This window comes from Actinomyces wuliandei (genome assembly GCF_004010955.1).
In the GTDB taxonomy this organism is placed as follows: Bacteria; Actinomycetota; Actinomycetes; order Actinomycetales; family Actinomycetaceae; genus Actinomyces; species Actinomyces wuliandei.
The window spans coordinates 1823253-1838001 of sequence record NZ_CP025227.1; the positions used below are offsets into that span (position 1 = coordinate 1823253).

Here is a 14749-nt window from a genome sequence, read left to right on the forward strand (position 1 = left end):
AGACAGGGCTAGAGTACGGGGCTAGGCTGTGACGTCCTGCGGGCGTATCGGGCCGGGGGCGGGCACACCCAGGATCTGCGCGGTCCGGGAGACGTCCTGACGCATCTGGGCGAGCAGGGGCTCCAGGCCGTCAAAGGCCAGCATGGGGCGCAGGTACTCCACCAGCTCGACGCCGACCTCCTCCCCGTACAGGTCGAGGTCCCCGCGCCCCAGGACGTGAGCCTCCACGGTGCGCTGGGGAACGTCGTCAAAGGTCGGGTTGGTGCCGATGGAGACCGCTGCGGGCAGGCGCTCCACCTGGTACCTCGCCCCCGGAACCACCTGGCTGGCCGAGGTGACCTGGTCCCCTGGAGCCTGCTGGTCACCGCTGCCCGGCTCCTGGCCGTGCTTACCGTGTCGGCCGCGCACGAGCCAGCCCGCGTAGACACCGTCCGGCGGGACGACCCCTGCCGTGGCGGCGTCCAGGTTGGCGGTGGGGAAGCCCAGCTCCCGCCCGCGGCGCTGGCCGTGGACCACGGTCCCGCGCAGCCGGTGAGGGCGACCCAGGACGTCGGCGGCCTCACGTACCCGCCCCTTCTCCAGGCAGCGCCGCACCCAGGTCGAGGACCACCGACGCCCCTCCTGAGAGCTGACCTTTCCCAGGATCTCCACCTCGACACCGACCGCACGGCCGATGCTGCGCAGGGACGAGGCGTCTCCGGCGTTGCCGCGACCAAAGCGCACGTCGTCGCCCACGACGACGACCCTGGCCCCCAGCAGGCCCAGCAGCCAGGTGCGCACGAACTCCTCCGGCTCCTGAGCAGCGAAGTCGAGGTCGTAGGCAACCACGAGGACGGCATCCAGCCTGGCCTCCTCCAGGGAGGCCAGGCGGTCCGTCAACGAGGTGATGAGCGGGAACCCCTGCTCGGGGTGGTGGACGTGACGCGGGTGGGGGTCGAAGGTCATGGCCACGGCCAGTGGCCGGTCCCGTCCCGTCTCCCCCTCTGTCTCACGAGCACGCTCCACCACGCGGTCCAGGACCGCCCGGTGACCACGGTGCACGCCGTCAAAGACGCCGACTGTCACCACACTGCCCGGCCCTGTGGCCGTGCTCAGGGACGCAGGAACCTGCTCCGCGCCGTACCAGACCTCCACCGCGCCCAATCCTGTTTCTCGATCCACCCGGCAGGCCGTGCAGGCCCCGCCGGTCTTGCGGGTCAAACCCTGCCACGACCAGGAGGCGTCGCGCGAGCCTGCCAGGCCCGGACCGCCTGCACGCAGCCGGGAGGGCAGAAGAGGACCAGCCACTGGCGACAGGACTCCCCCGCACGGGCTAAGTCGGTGTACCGGTGTGCCGCTCAGTGCCCGCCGCAGCCGCACCCGGCGTGCTGGCGCCCACCAGCCCCGGTGTGCCCACCGCAGCCGCAGCCACCTGAGGGTGCGGCGGAGACGTCACGCAGACCCAGCTGGTTGCCTGCCTTGCGCCCTGGTAGGACTCCCGCAGCCTCCCTCGCCCCCGTCGCCGGGATGCCTGCGCCCCCGTCTGCCTGCCCCAGCACGGAGACAGCTGCCTGGGCGATCGCCGCAGGGCTGCCCGGTTGCGCCGGGGCCTCCTGCCCGGGGGCGTCGGGAGCCCCAGTGCCCTCAGGTGGCTGGCCGTGCCCGCCGCACCCGCAGCCACAGCCCCGTCGCGAGGCGCCGTCCTGCTGGCGCACGCCGGTCTCCTTCGTCTCGTCGGTCCTGGCTGCCGTACCTGCTGCCTGTGTTGTCTGTCTCATGGGAGCGTGCTCCTGCCTGTTCCTCGCAGTCCTGCCCGCTGCGGCCGCTCATGACGGTCCAGCGCTGCCGAGTACCGGATTGTGCCAGCAGACGGCCTCCCGGTCACGCCGGGGCCAGTACCAGCACCGGACGGGCGCTGGCACCCCTGCGAGCCAGCAGCGCCACGAGGCTACCGTCCGGGTCAAGTCCCGCGACCACGTCCTGCCCCTGGGCCGTCTTGGAGGTAACGGGCCGCTCGGGGACCTGTGCCTGGTCCAGGAGCACCGCGTCCAGCGGCTGCCCGTACCCCAGTGCACGGGCCTGGGAGGTGGTCAGCCCCACCGTGGGCAGGCAGCGGCGAGCCGCCACGCCCAGGGGCAGCACCGCCAGCCCCTGCGGGTCGCCGGACGCGGCATCAGCCTCCACCTGGGCGCTCAGTCCCTCTAAGGTGACTGCCTCACCACAGTCGAAGGGTCCCACCAAGGTGCGGCGCAGCGTGGTCAGGTGCGCCCCACAGCCCAGCGCCCGGCCCAGGTCCCGGGCCAGGGCACGCACATAGGTCCCTGAGGAGCAGGAGATCTCCAGGTCGATGTCGACGACCTCGGCACACCCAGCCCGGGGCGGCGCGACCCCTCCCGGAGCCAGTGCGGGGCGTGGGACGCCGAGGAGCTTCTGCGCGTAGATGGTGACTGGGCGGGCAGCCAGCTCGACGTCCTGGCCGGCACGCACCCGGGCGTAGGAGCGCACTCCGCCGGTCCTGATCGCCGAGACGGCGCTGGGGACCTGCATGATCTCACCGGTCAGCGAGCGCAGCGCCTCCTCCAGGCGCCCGGCAGCCAGGTCCTGGAGGCGGCACCCCGCTGATGCGGTGACCTCGCCGTCGGCGTCCTCGGTGAGCGTCTCCTGCCCCAGCCGCACGGTGGCCTCGTAGGTCTTGTCCGCACCCACCAGGTAGGTGAGGAAGCGGGTCGCGCGGCCCACCCCCAGGACGAGCAGGCCGGTCGCCATGGGGTCCAGGGTGCCCGCGTGCCCGACCCTGCGGGTGGCCGCCAGACGCCGCAGCGCCCCCACGACGTCGTGGCTGGTCACGCCCTGGGGCTTGTCCACCAGGACGAGGCCGTCGGCCGCAGCCACCCCGGCCCGCACGACGCGCAGCCGCGGGCGGGGCGCGGCGGCACCAGCACTCACCGGAGCCCGTCAGGGCCGCCGGAGCCGTCACCACCACCCGGTTCCTCACGACCGCCGTCGGAGCTGTCGCCGGGAGCGTCGCCGAGACCATCAAGGTCGTCATGACGGTAGGGGTCTGCCTCCCCGGCGTAGGAGGCGCCTCGAGCGGCCTGCGATATTTGCCGGTCACGCTCGCGCGCCTGGGCCAGGGCCTCCTCCACGGTCCTGGCAGTGTCAGGCAGTGCGTCACGCTGGAAGGACAGGGCCGGAGTCAACCGGATACCCAGCGCCCTTCCCACCTCCGAGCGGATCAGTCCCCTGGCTGACTCCAGTGCCGCAGCCGAGGAGTCCTGCTCCTCCTGAGAGCCGTAGACGGTGTAGAAGACCGTCGCCTGCTGGAGGTCACCCGTCACACGGACGTCAGTGATCGTGACAAAACCGAGCCGAGGATCCTTGAGGCGGTGGAGAAGACGGGCCACGGTCTCGTGGATGCGGTCGGCGACCTTGCGGGCGCGAGCGGGGTCAGCCATAGCGGGTCCTCCTAGGGGCGCGGGCTCCTCGTCAGGTTCTGGCGAGGAGCTGGTAGCGGGGGTGCTGGTGACGCAGGCGCCGGGGTCCGGGCAGCACAGGTCGTCGGCAGGGTGTGCGGCCACTTGCCCGTCCGGCAGCCGCCGGTCAGCCGGGACGCACCCGCCTATGCTACGCAGCCCACGGTCCGGGCAGAGCACGACCCGGGTAGAGTCAGTATCTCCCGAACGCGAACGGACCGCTCATGACACCTCCTGACCGGGCTGACAGGACTCACCGGGCTGACAGGGCCGCTCGGCCCTCCGCCGGCCTTGCTCCCGTGCCCGGCGGCCAGGACGCCACGATGCGCACCGGTGCCGCCCTGGTCCTGGGGTGCTACGTCCTGTGGGGGTTCTTCCCCCTGTACTTCCGCCTGCTGTCGGCAGCAGACAGCCTGGAGGTCATCGGCAACCGGGTGGTGTGGACCCTGGCTACCTGCCTGGTGCTGACCGCAGTGCGCCGCCGCTGGCGGGTGCTGTGGTCCGTGGCCTCCACGCCCGGCCTGCTGGGCAGGCTGGCCGTCTCCGGCGCGCTGGTGAGCCTCAACTGGCTGGTCTACGTCTACGCGGTCACAACCGGGCGCACCGCCGACGCCGCCCTGGGATACTTCATCAACCCCCTGGCCACCGTGGCGCTGGCGGCCCTGGTGCTGGGCGAGCGCCTGCGCCGGGCCCAGCTCGTGGCCGTAGGCCTGGCGACGGCCGCTGTCGTGGTCCTGGTCGTGCTCCAGGGGTCGCTGCCGTGGATCTCCCTGCTCCTTGCCCTCAGCTTCAGCCTCTACGGCCTGGTCAAGAAGCAGGTCGGCACCAGGGTCGACGCCCTGACCGGGGTGGTGGTGGAGACCACGGCCATGTCTCCCCTGGCACTGGCCTACCTCGGGTGGCTGGCGGCTCACGGGAGCCTGGTCGTACAGGCCTCACCGGTCCCCCTCCCTCTGGTGGCGCTGCTGGTCGCAGCCGGGCCGGTCACGGCGCTGCCCCTGCTGCTCTTCGCCGCCGGGACCCGTCAGGTCCCCCTGTCCCTGGTGGGACTGAGCCAGTACCTCACCCCGGTCACCCAGTTCCTCCTGGCCTGGGCCGTCTTCAGGGAGGACATCTCCCCGGCCCGGTGGGCAGCCATGGTTCTGGTGTGGGCCGCTGTGGCCGTCCTGGTCACCGACACCCTGCGCCAGGTCGCCCGGAGCCCGCGCCCTCACCTCACGAACCCGTGACAGCTGTGCAGCGTTCCGGAGAACCTCCGAGGGACCCCGGCTTTGTCCCTGCTCCTTGTCACTAGCATCCCCGCCGTGGCCTCCCAGCAGGAGGAGCGCCGCACACCACCACCCGCCGGGAAGGGCCACCTCCGCCCCGGCACACGGGAGCACCAGCCCAGTACCGGCTGGTATCGAGTCGATCAGGACAAGGAGCACCATGACCTCTGCGGCACCCTCTGCGGCGTCCCCCGCGCCGACCTTGACAGCGGCCGCCCCCACGCCCACAGCACCCGGCCGGTGCTGACCGTGAGTCTCCTGGCTGCCCTGGTCCTCCTCAGTCTGGCCGAACTGATCGTCGCCCGGAGCAGGCCACTGGTCCAGCTCCTCCTGCGCGAGGCGGCCAGCAGGCAGTTGTCCGTCAGGCTCTCCTCCCGGTTCCGTGTCCTTCCTCTCCTGCGGCGACAGGCACCAGGTACCTTCACCCTGGCCTACCCCCGGTGGCCCTACACGGGCAGCGACGGCTCCCGGGGGCGCGAGGGAGCGGGTGACCGGGACGCGGAGCCGTGGTCAGTCCTTGAGGTCGGCAGGTGGAAGATCCTCAGCCACGACGTGTACCACCTCTACGAGCTGGTCCTGGAGGTGCGGGCCGCAGGAACCCCCGTGGCCTACTCCGACCACGAGGTCCTCACGCGGAGAGCCGCCCGCGAGCAGGTGCTCCCCCTCCAGGGACTCACAGGTCCGGCAGAAGAAGAGGTGCCCGACGCCGGTGAGAGCGGCCCTGAGGACACGCGCAAAGGCATTGAGGCCATCGTGGCGCACTGCGACAGCAGACCCACGGCCTTCGAGTCCTTCTGCGCCGACCTCTTCCGGGCGCACGGCTACCACGTCGCCGTCACGCCGTCCTCACGCGCGCGGGGGTTCAACCTGCGCCTGCTGCGCAACCAGCACATCTCCCTCGTCGAGTGCCTCTACGACCAGCCTGCCCCCGTTGACGTCCCTGTCGTCGAGAGGCTGCGCAGCGCCAGTGCCTACGAGCACGCCGACGCCCTGGTCGTGGTGACGACCGGCTCGTTCACCCCGGAGGCAGCTTCCCTGGCCCGGCAGGAGGGCGTCCGCCTTGTTGACGGTCAGGAGCTGGTGGCCATGTGCCGCCAGGTGTGGGGAACCTTCCTGGAGAGCACCGCCCCGACCGAGGTCGGGCCGAGGCACAACGCGGTGGCGGCCTCCCGCCCGGCGTCCGGGTAGGAGGCCGCCACCGCAGCCGCGAGCACCGGGCTCAGGAGCGAGGCTTCTCCCGCATCTCCCAGGTCTCGATGACGTCGCCCTCGGCGATGTCCTTGAACCCCAGGTTGATACCGCACTCGTAGCCCTCACGGACCTCGGCGACGTCATCCTTCTCCCGGCGCAGCGTCTCGATAGACAGGTCACCGTTGACGACGACACCAGCCCGCACCAGGCGTGCCTTGGCGCCACGCCTGATGGTGCCAGAGCGCACGAGGGACCCGGCGATCGAGCCGAACTTTGAGGAGCGGAAGATCTGGCGGACCTCCGCCGTGCCCAGCTCGACCTCCTCGTAGACCGGCTTGAGCATGCCCTTCATGGCGGCCTCGACGTCCTCGATCGCGTTGTAGATGACCGAGTAGAACTTCATGTCCACGCCCTCGCGGTCGGCAATCTCCGAGACACGCTCGGCAGGGCGGACGTTGAAGCCGATGATGATCGCCGAGTCCACGGTCGCCAGGTTGACATCGTTCTGCGTAATCGCGCCCACCCCGCGGTGGATGACGCGCAGCGCGACCTCCTCGCCGACGTCGATCTTGAGCAGGGAGTCCTCCAGGGCCTCCACGGCACCCGAGGAGTCGCCCTTGAGGATGAGGTTGAGGGTGTCAACCTTGCCCTCCTTGAGGACGTCGGAGAGGTTCTCCAGGGACACCCGCTTGCGACGCTTGGCCAGCATGGCCGCACGCTCGGCAGCCTCCCGCTTGTCCGCGATCTGACGGGCCGTGCGGTCGTCAGGAGCCACGATGAAAGAGTCGCCAGCACTGGGCACGTTGGTCAGGCCCAGGACCAGTGCCGGACGTGCGGGACCGACCTCCTCCAGGTTCTCACCGTGCTCATTGAACATGGCGCGCACGCGCCCGTAGGCACTACCCGCAACGATCGGGTCACCCACGTGGAGGGTACCGCGCTCGACCAGCACCGTGGTCACGGCGCCACGCCCCTTGTCCAGCTTGGCCTCAATGGTGACACCGCGAGCATCGCTGTCCGGGTTGGCCCGCAGGTCCAGCGCGGCGTCAGCCGTCAGCAGTACCGCCTCCAGCAACTCGTCAATGTGGAGACGCTGCTTGGCGGAGATGTCGACGAACATCGTCTCACCACCGTACTCCTCAGGCACCAGGCCGTACTCGGTGAGCTGGCCGCGGATCTTCTCCGGGTTGGCCCCCTCCTTGTCGATCTTGTTGACCGCCACCACGATCGGCACGTTCGCGGCCTGGGCGTGGTTGAGGGCCTCGACCGTCTGGGGCATGACGCCGTCGTCGGCGGCCACGACGAGGATCGCGATGTCGGTGACCTCGGCCCCCCGGGCACGCATGGCTGTGAAGGCCTCGTGACCAGGCGTGTCGATAAAGGTGATGCGACGCCTCTCCCCTGCCAGCTCGACCCCCACCTGGTAGGCACCGATCGACTGGGTGATACCGCCGGCCTCGGCAGCCACGACGTCTGTGGAGCGGATGGCGTCCAGCAGCTTGGTCTTACCGTGGTCGACGTGCCCCATGACGGTGACCACCGGGGGGCGCGGGAGCAGGTTGGCGTCGTCCTCGTCGGCCTCCTCAGCCTCCAGGTTGATGTCGAAGGACTCCAGCAGCTCTCGATCCTCGTCCTCCGGGGAGACGATCTGCACGTTGTAGCCCAGCTCTGCGCCCAGCAGCGCGAAGGTGTCCTCGTCCAGGGACTGGGTGGCCGTAGCCATCTCACCCAGGTGGAACAGCACGGTGACCAGTGCGGCCGGGTTGGCGTTGATCTTCTCCGCCAGGTCGGTCAGGGTAGCGCCCTGCTTGACGCGCACCAGGGTGGAGCCGTCACCTCGGGGGACGACGACACCGCCGATCGACGGGGCGCTCTGCTGCTCGAACTCCTGTCGCTTGGCGCGCTTGGACTTGCGCCCGCGCGGGGCACCGCCGCCACGGCCGAAGGCGCCCTGAGTGGACCCGCGTCCGCTGCGGCCACCGCGAGGACCACCGAAGCCGCCGCCCGGACGGCCTGAGCCGCCACCAGGACGCCCGCCGCCGGGGCGCCCGCCGCGGCCACCGCTACCAGAACGAGCCGGGGCACCGGGGCGCCCGATAGAGGACTGGCCTGGCATCATGCCCGGGTTGGGACGGGCGCCGCCAGAGCGCGGTGGCCCCGGACGGGCCGACGTCTGGGAACGGCCACCCCCGCCAGCCTGCTGGGGGCGTGGCCCCCCGGGACGAGGGCCGCCCTGGGGACGGTGACCTCCTGCCCCGCCCGGGCGGGGCATGCCCTGGGAGGAGGCATAGGGGTTGTTACCCGGCCGCGGGGTGCCGGAACGTCCGGAGCCCGGGCCGCCCGAACGGCCTGCCCGCCCTCCTGCCCCGCCCGGGCGGGGCATGCCCTGGGAGGAGGCATAGGGGTTGTTACCCGGCCGGGCCGGACCAGGCCGGGGACCGGGCGTGGGCGCGCTACGTCGCGGCCCGGGCACAGGAGCCTTCTTGGCGGCCGAGGACCCCGACACCCCTGCGGCAGGGCTGTCAGTCCCGGGCCTGGCGACGTCCTGGGGCTGCGGCCCGGGACGGTCACGGTCAGCCGAGGCGGACGTCCCCGTCGGCTGGTCCTCTACCGTCCTGCTGGGCGCCTCGGATCTGGGTGAGGCGCCAGCGGGTCCCGGCTTAGGCGCGGGCCTGGGTGAGGCGCCAGCGGGTCCCGGCTTAGGCGCGGGCCTGGGTGAGGCGCCAGCGGGTCCCGGCTTAGGCGCGGGCCTGGGTGAGGCGCCAGCGGGTCCCGGCTTAGGCGCGGGCCTGGGTGAGGCGCCAGCGGGTCCGGGCCTGGGCCCGGGCTGCGGGGCCGCACCTGCCCCACGGGAGGCACTACCTCCCCGAGGAGCCGGGGTCGGCTGGTCAGTCTGCGTCGCAAAATGCTCGCGAACCCGGCGAGCGACGGGGGGCTCCACCGTGGAGGAGGCCGCCTTGACGAACTCTCCCTGGTCCTTGAGCCAAGCAAGGATCACCTTGGAGGTGACCCTCTTGCCAGTGGGGTCGAGCTCTTTGGCGAGCTCGTGCACGCGTGGTTTAGCCACTTTTCTCCTGTCCGGTTACCCACCCCGGACAGGGGTGGGTGCTTCTAGAGGCAGCTCATCGCCGGGTACTCATCGGGTGCCCATCAGCTTCCTACCCGCCTTTGCCGTCGGTCGGCCTGCTGCCCGGAGGGACAGCAGGATCCGCACTGAGTAGCTCAGCCAGCCGCCGCCGAACCAGGTCGGAGCCAAGCGGCCCACTGGCACGCAGGGCACGCCCAAAGGCCCGCCTGCGCTCAGCACGGGTGACGCACTGAGGATCCGGATGGATCCATGCGCCGCGTCCGGGCGCAGCCGCCCGGAGGTCGACATCGAGCACTCCGCCCGGTGCCAGCACGAGACGCACCAACTGCGCCCGCGGGACCCGTTCCCGGCAGCCGACGCAGGTCCGCTCAGGAACATGTGGTACACGTGCCAAGGTACAGAAGTTCCTTCCGCTTGCTGGGCCACCTGCCGACATACTGCTGCCATGAGGACGCAGCAGTCACAAAGGTCCGCTGAAAGTCTACCCTCCGGCGTCACTGCCGTCAGTCGGCCACCTCTGAGGGGCCCGTCACGTCGTCAGCCTGGGAGCCCCGCCCTGGCAGGACCTCACCAGCCTCGGCATCGGCGTGGATGTCAACCTTCCATCCTGTCAGGCGAGCAGCGAGACGGGCGTTCTGCCCCTCCTTGCCGATGGCCAAGGAGAGCTGGAAGTCCGGGACCACGGCCCGGGCGATCTGCTCCTCCACGCTGAGCACCTCCACCGAGGACACCCGCGCCGGAGAGAGGGCGTTGGCCACGAAACGAGCCGGGTCCTCCGAGTAGTCGACGATGTCGATCTTCTCCCCGCCGAGCTCGGCCATGACTGCACGCACGCGCTGCCCCATAGGTCCGATGCAGGACCCCTTGGCGTTGACCCCCCGGACACGCGCCCGCACCGCCATCTTGGTACGGTGCCCAGCCTCCCGGGCCAGGGCGACGATCTCCACGTCCCCGGAGGAGATCTCGGGCACCTCCCTCTCGAAGAGCCTGCGGACCAGGCCAGGGTGCGTGCGGGAGAGGATGATCTGAGCCCCCTTGACACCTCGGGAGACCTCTGTGACGTAAACACGCAGCCGGTCGCCGTGGCGGTAACGCTCCCCTGGCACCTGCTCGTGCGGGGGCATGATGCCCTCATGCTCCTCGTCAAGACGGACGTGGACCACCCTGGGGTCCCGCCCCTGCTCGACCGTGCCCGAGATGAGCTCGCCGGTCTTGTCCTTGAAGGTCCCCAGGACCTCAAAGTCACGCCGGTCCTGGATCCTCTGGACGATGACGGAGCGAGCCGTCGCCTGGGCAATACGGCCGAAGTCCTCCGGGGTGTCGTCAAAGTACTCCCCCGTCGGCCGGTCCTCCTCATCGACCTCAGGAGCCTGCACGCTCATGTGTCCCGTCCTACGGTCGATCTCGACGTGCGCCCCACGGATCGCACCCGGAACCTTGAAGTAGGCCCCCAGGATGGCGTCCTCAATGGCGGGCAGGAGGTTGTCCAGGTCAATCCCCAACTCGTCAGAGGCACCTCGCAGCTCCGGCATGTTGATGTCCATGGTCCTAATCGTCCTCTCTCGTCCGTCTGTCGTCCTGTCGCCCGTGGCGGTCACGCGTGCAACGCCGCCTGCAGCACCGTACTCAACGGTACTCGGCTCAACGATGCCCACGGTACCCTCCGCCTTCTGCCTCCGCTCCCCCGAGACAGTACCCGCGAGCACGACCGGACCCCCTCCCTGGCTCAGAACCCGGAGACCACCATCCGGGCAGCAGTGACGTCCTCGAGCGCGACCACCGTCACCTCTCCGGCCACATCCAGGATCACGTGGGCCTCATCCACCTGCGTGACAGTCCCGCTGACCTCGCCCTGCGCGGTGACCAGAAGCACGTCGTGGCCCACAGCACGCCGAAAGTGGCGGGGCGTGGTCAGGCTGCGCTCCACCCCGGGAGTCGATACCTCCAGGGTGTAGCGTCCCCTGACAGGGTCCGCCTCGTCCAGGGCCGTGGAGACCGCCGAGGTGACCTCCCGCAGGGAGTCCAGCGCGAGGTCACCCGGGCCGTCGGGGAGGTCGACAAGGACCCGCACCACGGAGAACCTCCCCGCCCTGGTCGTCTCCACCCCCTCCAGAAAGAGGCCCTCGCGCTCGACCACCGGACGCAGCAGCGCGGCAAGGTCATGGCTGTCATGACGGTCCTGGCTCCCCCTGCCGTGACTCGTGTCTGCCATAAGGTCAGCTCCCTTCCTGAGGCCTACCCTCTGCGGGCGTGGTCTGGCTGGGATCATGCTACCTGCCGTGGGAGGATCGTCAGGTGACGAGTCCCCTGACCCCGCTGCCCCGCCTGGCTCCCGCCTCCCGCCACCTGACAGGCCGGGCAGCAGGAGCACGACTGGTACGCGCCGCCGCCCCCCTCCTCGTGATGCTCCTCGCGACGCTGCTCAGCGGCTGCGGGCTGCGCCTGGGAGAAGGAACGCCAGCGTCGCTGCCCCAGCCCTCCGCCCAGGAGTCCGTGCGCGACGCGCTGGCTCGGCACACCTGGCTCATCTCCTCCAGCGCCGCCGTCGTGGCCCGCTCCGGCGACCGGCAGGCCGAGGCCGCGCAGGGGGTGGAGACGGTAGCAGGCTCCCAGCTCGACGCCCTGGGCGGGGTGTGGGAGCCGTGGGCGTCTGAGGTCCCGACACGTTTCCCCACCATCAGCCCGGCGGCCACGGCTGCCGCGACCGCCACCAGCGAGGACCTGGCCGCGCTCCTCAGCGAGGGCGCCGCCCTGGCCCAGGAGGCTGCCGTGAGCGCTCCCTCCGGCCAGGAGGCCCAGCTCTACGCGTCGCTGGCCGCCTCCTGGAGCATCCAGCACGAGACCGTCTCCCCCGGATCAACCACCTCGGTCCCGCGCAGCTCACTGGACACGCCCCAGCAGGTCAGCAGCGACCTGCTCCTCGCCTACGACGCAGCCCGCTACGCCTGCCAGGAGGTGGCCGCGCGCGCGCAGGCCGCCACGCGTGAGCGCGCCGCCCAGGACGCCGGCTCCGCCTCCGCCGCTGTCAGTGCCGCCCTGGCTGTCGGCAGTGAGGACACACGTCTGGCAGCCTACGCGAGCCCCTCCCAGTCCCCGGACGCCTCTGCGGCAGACACCGACGTCCTGTGGGCACAGACCGTGTGGTCAGACGTGGTTGACCACGAGGCCCAGGAGGCGGCCTCCACACAGGCAGGGTCCCCGGCCCGGCAGGCTGCCGTGGAGGCGACGACCGACGCGGCCCTGCGCGCACACGCCTGGGGGGCGCAGCTGTCCTCCCTGCCCGGCTACCTGGAGCCCTCAGAGTCAGAGTCGTCCTGAGAAGCCACCCTGAGAAGAGGCTCACGCCAGAGCGGCGCGGACCAGGCGAACCAGCGTGGCGGCCGCCTCACTGGCCAGCACCGAGCTGCGCTCCCCGCTGCGGCGGTCACGGATCTCCACGGTCCCCTCCCGCCCCAGGTCACGGCCCACGACCAGCGTGTAGGGAAGGCCGAGCAGCTCGGCGTCGGCAAACTTCACTCCGGCGCTGACCTTGCGACGGTCGTCGTAGAGGACCTCGACACCGGCGTCGTCCAGGTCTGCGGCAATCTGGGCAGCGACGGCGAAGACCTCCTCCCCCTTGCCGGTGGCCAGCACCTGGACGTGGTAGGGAGCCACCACGGCTGGCCATGTCAGGCCACGCTCGTCGTGGTGAGCCTCGGCCAGGGCGGCCATGACCCGGGAGACCCCGATGCCGTAGGAGCCCATGGTCACCACGCGCGCCCTGCCGTCCTCGTCCAGCACGCTCAGCCCCAGGGCCTGGGAGTACTTCCGTCCCAAGGCAAAGATGTGGCCGACCTCAATGCCCCGGGCCAGCTGGAGCGGGCCCGAGCCGTCGGGAGCAGGGTCACCCTCACGCACCTCAGCGGCCTCGACAGTACCGTCCACCTCGAAGTCACGCCCCATGACCAGGTCCAGGACGTGCTTCCTGGGCTGGTTGGCCCCGGTGACCCAGGCGCTGCCCTCCACCACGCGGGGGTCCACCAGGTAGCGGACCGAGCCGACCGTCCGCTGGCTGCCGTCCTCGGCGGTCTCCACACGGCGCAGAGGCGAGCTGGGGCCGACGGCCGGCGGACCGATGTAGCCGCGCACCAGCTCGGGGTGGCCCTCAAAGTCCTGGTCAGAGGCCATCTCCACCTGCGCGGGGGCCAGGGCGGCCTCCAGCCGCCTGAGGTCGACGTCGCGGTCCCCGGGCACGCCCACGACAAGCAGCTCGCGCTCGCCCGAGGGGTGGGTCGCCACGACAACGACGTTCTTCAAGGTGTCGGCCGCGGTCCAGGCCCGCCCGTCCTCGCGAGGGTAGAGGTCGTTGCACACCGCGACAAGAGCCTCGATCGTGGAGGCGTCAGGGGTGTCCACGACCCGGGCAGGGCCTGTCCGCGAGGCGTCGACGGCCTCGGGCACCGGGGTGGTGACGGCCTCGGCATTGGCCGCGTACCCACCGTCAGTGCGGACAAAGGTGTCCTCCCCGATCGGGGAGGGGTGGAGGAACTCCTCGGAGCGGGAGCCTCCCATGGCCCCGGCCACGGCGTTGACGATGACGTAGTCCAGACCCAGGCGGGTGAAGACGCGGTCGTAGGCCTCGCGATGGGCCTGGTAGGAGGCCTCCAGGCCCTCCTCGTCCAGGTCGAAGGAGTAGGAGTCCTTCATGACGAACTCGCGTCCGCGGATGATCCCGGCCCGCGGGCGGGCCTCGTCACGGTACTTGGTCTGCACCTGGTAGATGACGGCGGGCAGGTCCTTGTAGGAGGAGTAGAGGTCCTTGACCGCCAGGGTGAACATCTCCTCGTGGGTGGGGGCCAGCAGGTAGTCCGCGTCCTTGCGGTCCCGCAGCCGGAACAGGGTGGGGCCGTAGTCCTGCCAGCGTCCGGTGGCCTTGTAGGGCTCTGCGGGCAGCAGCGCCGGAAAGTGGACCTCCTGGGCACCGATGGCATCCATCTCCTCACGCACGACGCGCTCAATCTTGCGCAGGGTACGCAGCCCCAGCGGCAGCCAGGTGTAGACGCCCGGTGCGGCACGACGGATGTAGCAGGCTCGTAGGAGGAGCCGGTGGCTGGCCACGTCGGCGTCGGCGGGGTCCTCGCGCAGGGTACGGATGAAGGCGGTGGACATCGTCTGAAGCACGGGCACATGCTACGTGCTCCGAGCGCCGCCGACGGCCTCGCTCACCGGGAGGCAGGCGGTCCAGGTGAGCGACGTGGAAGGTCTTGCCACCGGGCAGCCTTCCCGACACGCCCGCGTCCGACGGCTCGTCGCTCCTCCCGCGTGAGCCTACCTGGTCCCGGGCACAGGAGCAGCGGGGACGAACGGGTTCCAGGTATACCGGGTATTTTAAGGACACGGCATGAAAGACGTCATGACAATCATGGACAGCTCGTCCCCCGCTTACAGTAGGCTGCGTGAGGGGCACGGCCTAGCCGAGACCAGGGCCTTTCTCCTGGACGAGCACTCCGTGGCCGACGGGACGGCCTTCATTGCCGTGGAAAACCAGAGACGCGTCAGCCAGGGCCGCTCCGACGTCATGGTGAGCGGGTGCACCGCCGAGCAGACCCGTCTTCTTGGTGCCGACCTGGTCAGGCTCGCCCGCCGCTCGTCGGGCGAGTAAGGCAGACACGGCTGGTGGCCGAGGAGACGGGACAGGACGCCCCGGACGGTAGGCGGGTAGCAGGCAGATCGGGAGAGAGCACGGGGGCAGGACACCCCGGACAGTAGGC

General features: G+C 70.8%; 13 protein-coding genes. 4 read left to right on the forward strand and 9 right to left on the reverse strand.

Features of this window, described 5'->3' with window-relative positions:
- Window positions 1-21: 21 nt before the first annotated feature.
- The 4 genes from CWS50_RS07515 to rbfA form a co-directional block, all read right to left on the reverse strand.
- Complete coding sequence (locus tag CWS50_RS07515; protein ID WP_127843337.1) at window positions 22-1134, reverse strand: bifunctional riboflavin kinase/FAD synthetase; 1113 nt, start codon at window positions 1132-1134, stop codon at window positions 22-24.
- Between the two features lie 203 nt (window positions 1135-1337).
- A complete protein-coding gene (locus CWS50_RS07520) occupies window positions 1338-1694 on the reverse strand; it encodes a hypothetical protein (protein ID WP_371855186.1) in 357 nt (118 codons plus the stop codon).
- A gap of 166 nt (window positions 1695-1860) precedes the next feature.
- A complete protein-coding gene (gene truB, locus CWS50_RS07525) occupies window positions 1861-2925 on the reverse strand; it encodes a tRNA pseudouridine(55) synthase TruB (protein WP_243118233.1) in 1065 nt (354 codons plus the stop codon).
- Window positions 2922-3434, reverse strand: coding sequence for a 30S ribosome-binding factor RbfA (gene rbfA, locus CWS50_RS07530; RefSeq protein WP_127842289.1), 513 nt, complete (start codon window positions 3432-3434; stop codon window positions 2922-2924). Before rbfA ends, truB begins: the two co-directional genes overlap by 4 nt.
- Before the next feature lie 242 nt (window positions 3435-3676).
- Here rbfA and rarD point away from each other — a divergent pair, with 242 nt between their 5' ends.
- Window positions 3677-4681: an EamA family transporter RarD gene (gene rarD, locus CWS50_RS07535; protein WP_127842290.1), complete on the forward strand. Its 1005-nt coding sequence runs from the start codon at window positions 3677-3679 to the stop codon at window positions 4679-4681.
- A gap of 75 nt (window positions 4682-4756) precedes the next feature.
- Window positions 4757-5908 (forward strand): restriction endonuclease, encoded by a 1152-nt coding sequence (locus CWS50_RS07540; RefSeq protein WP_164860103.1) that lies wholly within the window; start codon window positions 4757-4759, stop codon window positions 5906-5908.
- A 31-nt stretch (window positions 5909-5939) separates the two neighbouring features.
- Here CWS50_RS07540 and infB read toward each other — a convergent pair whose 3' ends face one another.
- The 4 genes from infB to CWS50_RS07560 form a co-directional block, all read right to left on the reverse strand.
- On the reverse strand, window positions 5940-8978 hold the full coding sequence (infB, locus tag CWS50_RS07545; protein WP_127842292.1) for a translation initiation factor IF-2: 3039 nt from the start codon (window positions 8976-8978) through the stop codon (window positions 5940-5942).
- A gap of 91 nt (window positions 8979-9069) precedes the next feature.
- Window positions 9070-9435, reverse strand: coding sequence for a YlxR family protein (locus tag CWS50_RS07550; RefSeq protein ID WP_206610386.1), 366 nt, complete (start codon window positions 9433-9435; stop codon window positions 9070-9072).
- 67 nt (window positions 9436-9502) lie between these two features.
- Window positions 9503-10543 carry a transcription termination factor NusA gene (gene nusA, locus CWS50_RS07555; RefSeq protein WP_127842294.1) on the reverse strand — a complete coding sequence of 347 codons (1041 nt, stop codon included), beginning with the start codon at window positions 10541-10543 and terminating at the stop codon, window positions 9503-9505.
- A 182-nt stretch (window positions 10544-10725) separates the two neighbouring features.
- On the reverse strand, window positions 10726-11211 hold the full coding sequence (locus tag CWS50_RS07560; protein ID WP_127842295.1) for a ribosome maturation factor RimP: 486 nt from the start codon (window positions 11209-11211) through the stop codon (window positions 10726-10728).
- A gap of 83 nt (window positions 11212-11294) precedes the next feature.
- Between CWS50_RS07560 and CWS50_RS07565 the strand changes: the two genes are divergently transcribed.
- Window positions 11295-12317, forward strand: a complete 1023-nt coding sequence (locus tag CWS50_RS07565; RefSeq protein WP_243118234.1) for a Tat pathway signal protein — start codon at window positions 11295-11297, stop codon at window positions 12315-12317.
- A 21-nt stretch (window positions 12318-12338) separates the two neighbouring features.
- On the opposite strand, the gene CWS50_RS07570 is transcribed toward CWS50_RS07565, so the two are convergent.
- Window positions 12339-14159, reverse strand: coding sequence for a proline--tRNA ligase (locus tag CWS50_RS07570; protein ID WP_127842296.1), 1821 nt, complete (start codon window positions 14157-14159; stop codon window positions 12339-12341).
- 220 nt (window positions 14160-14379) lie between these two features.
- Between CWS50_RS07570 and CWS50_RS07575 the strand changes: the two genes are divergently transcribed.
- Window positions 14380-14640, forward strand: a complete 261-nt coding sequence (locus CWS50_RS07575) for a hypothetical protein (protein WP_127842297.1) — start codon at window positions 14380-14382, stop codon at window positions 14638-14640.
- The last annotated feature ends 109 nt before the right edge of the window (window positions 14641-14749 follow it).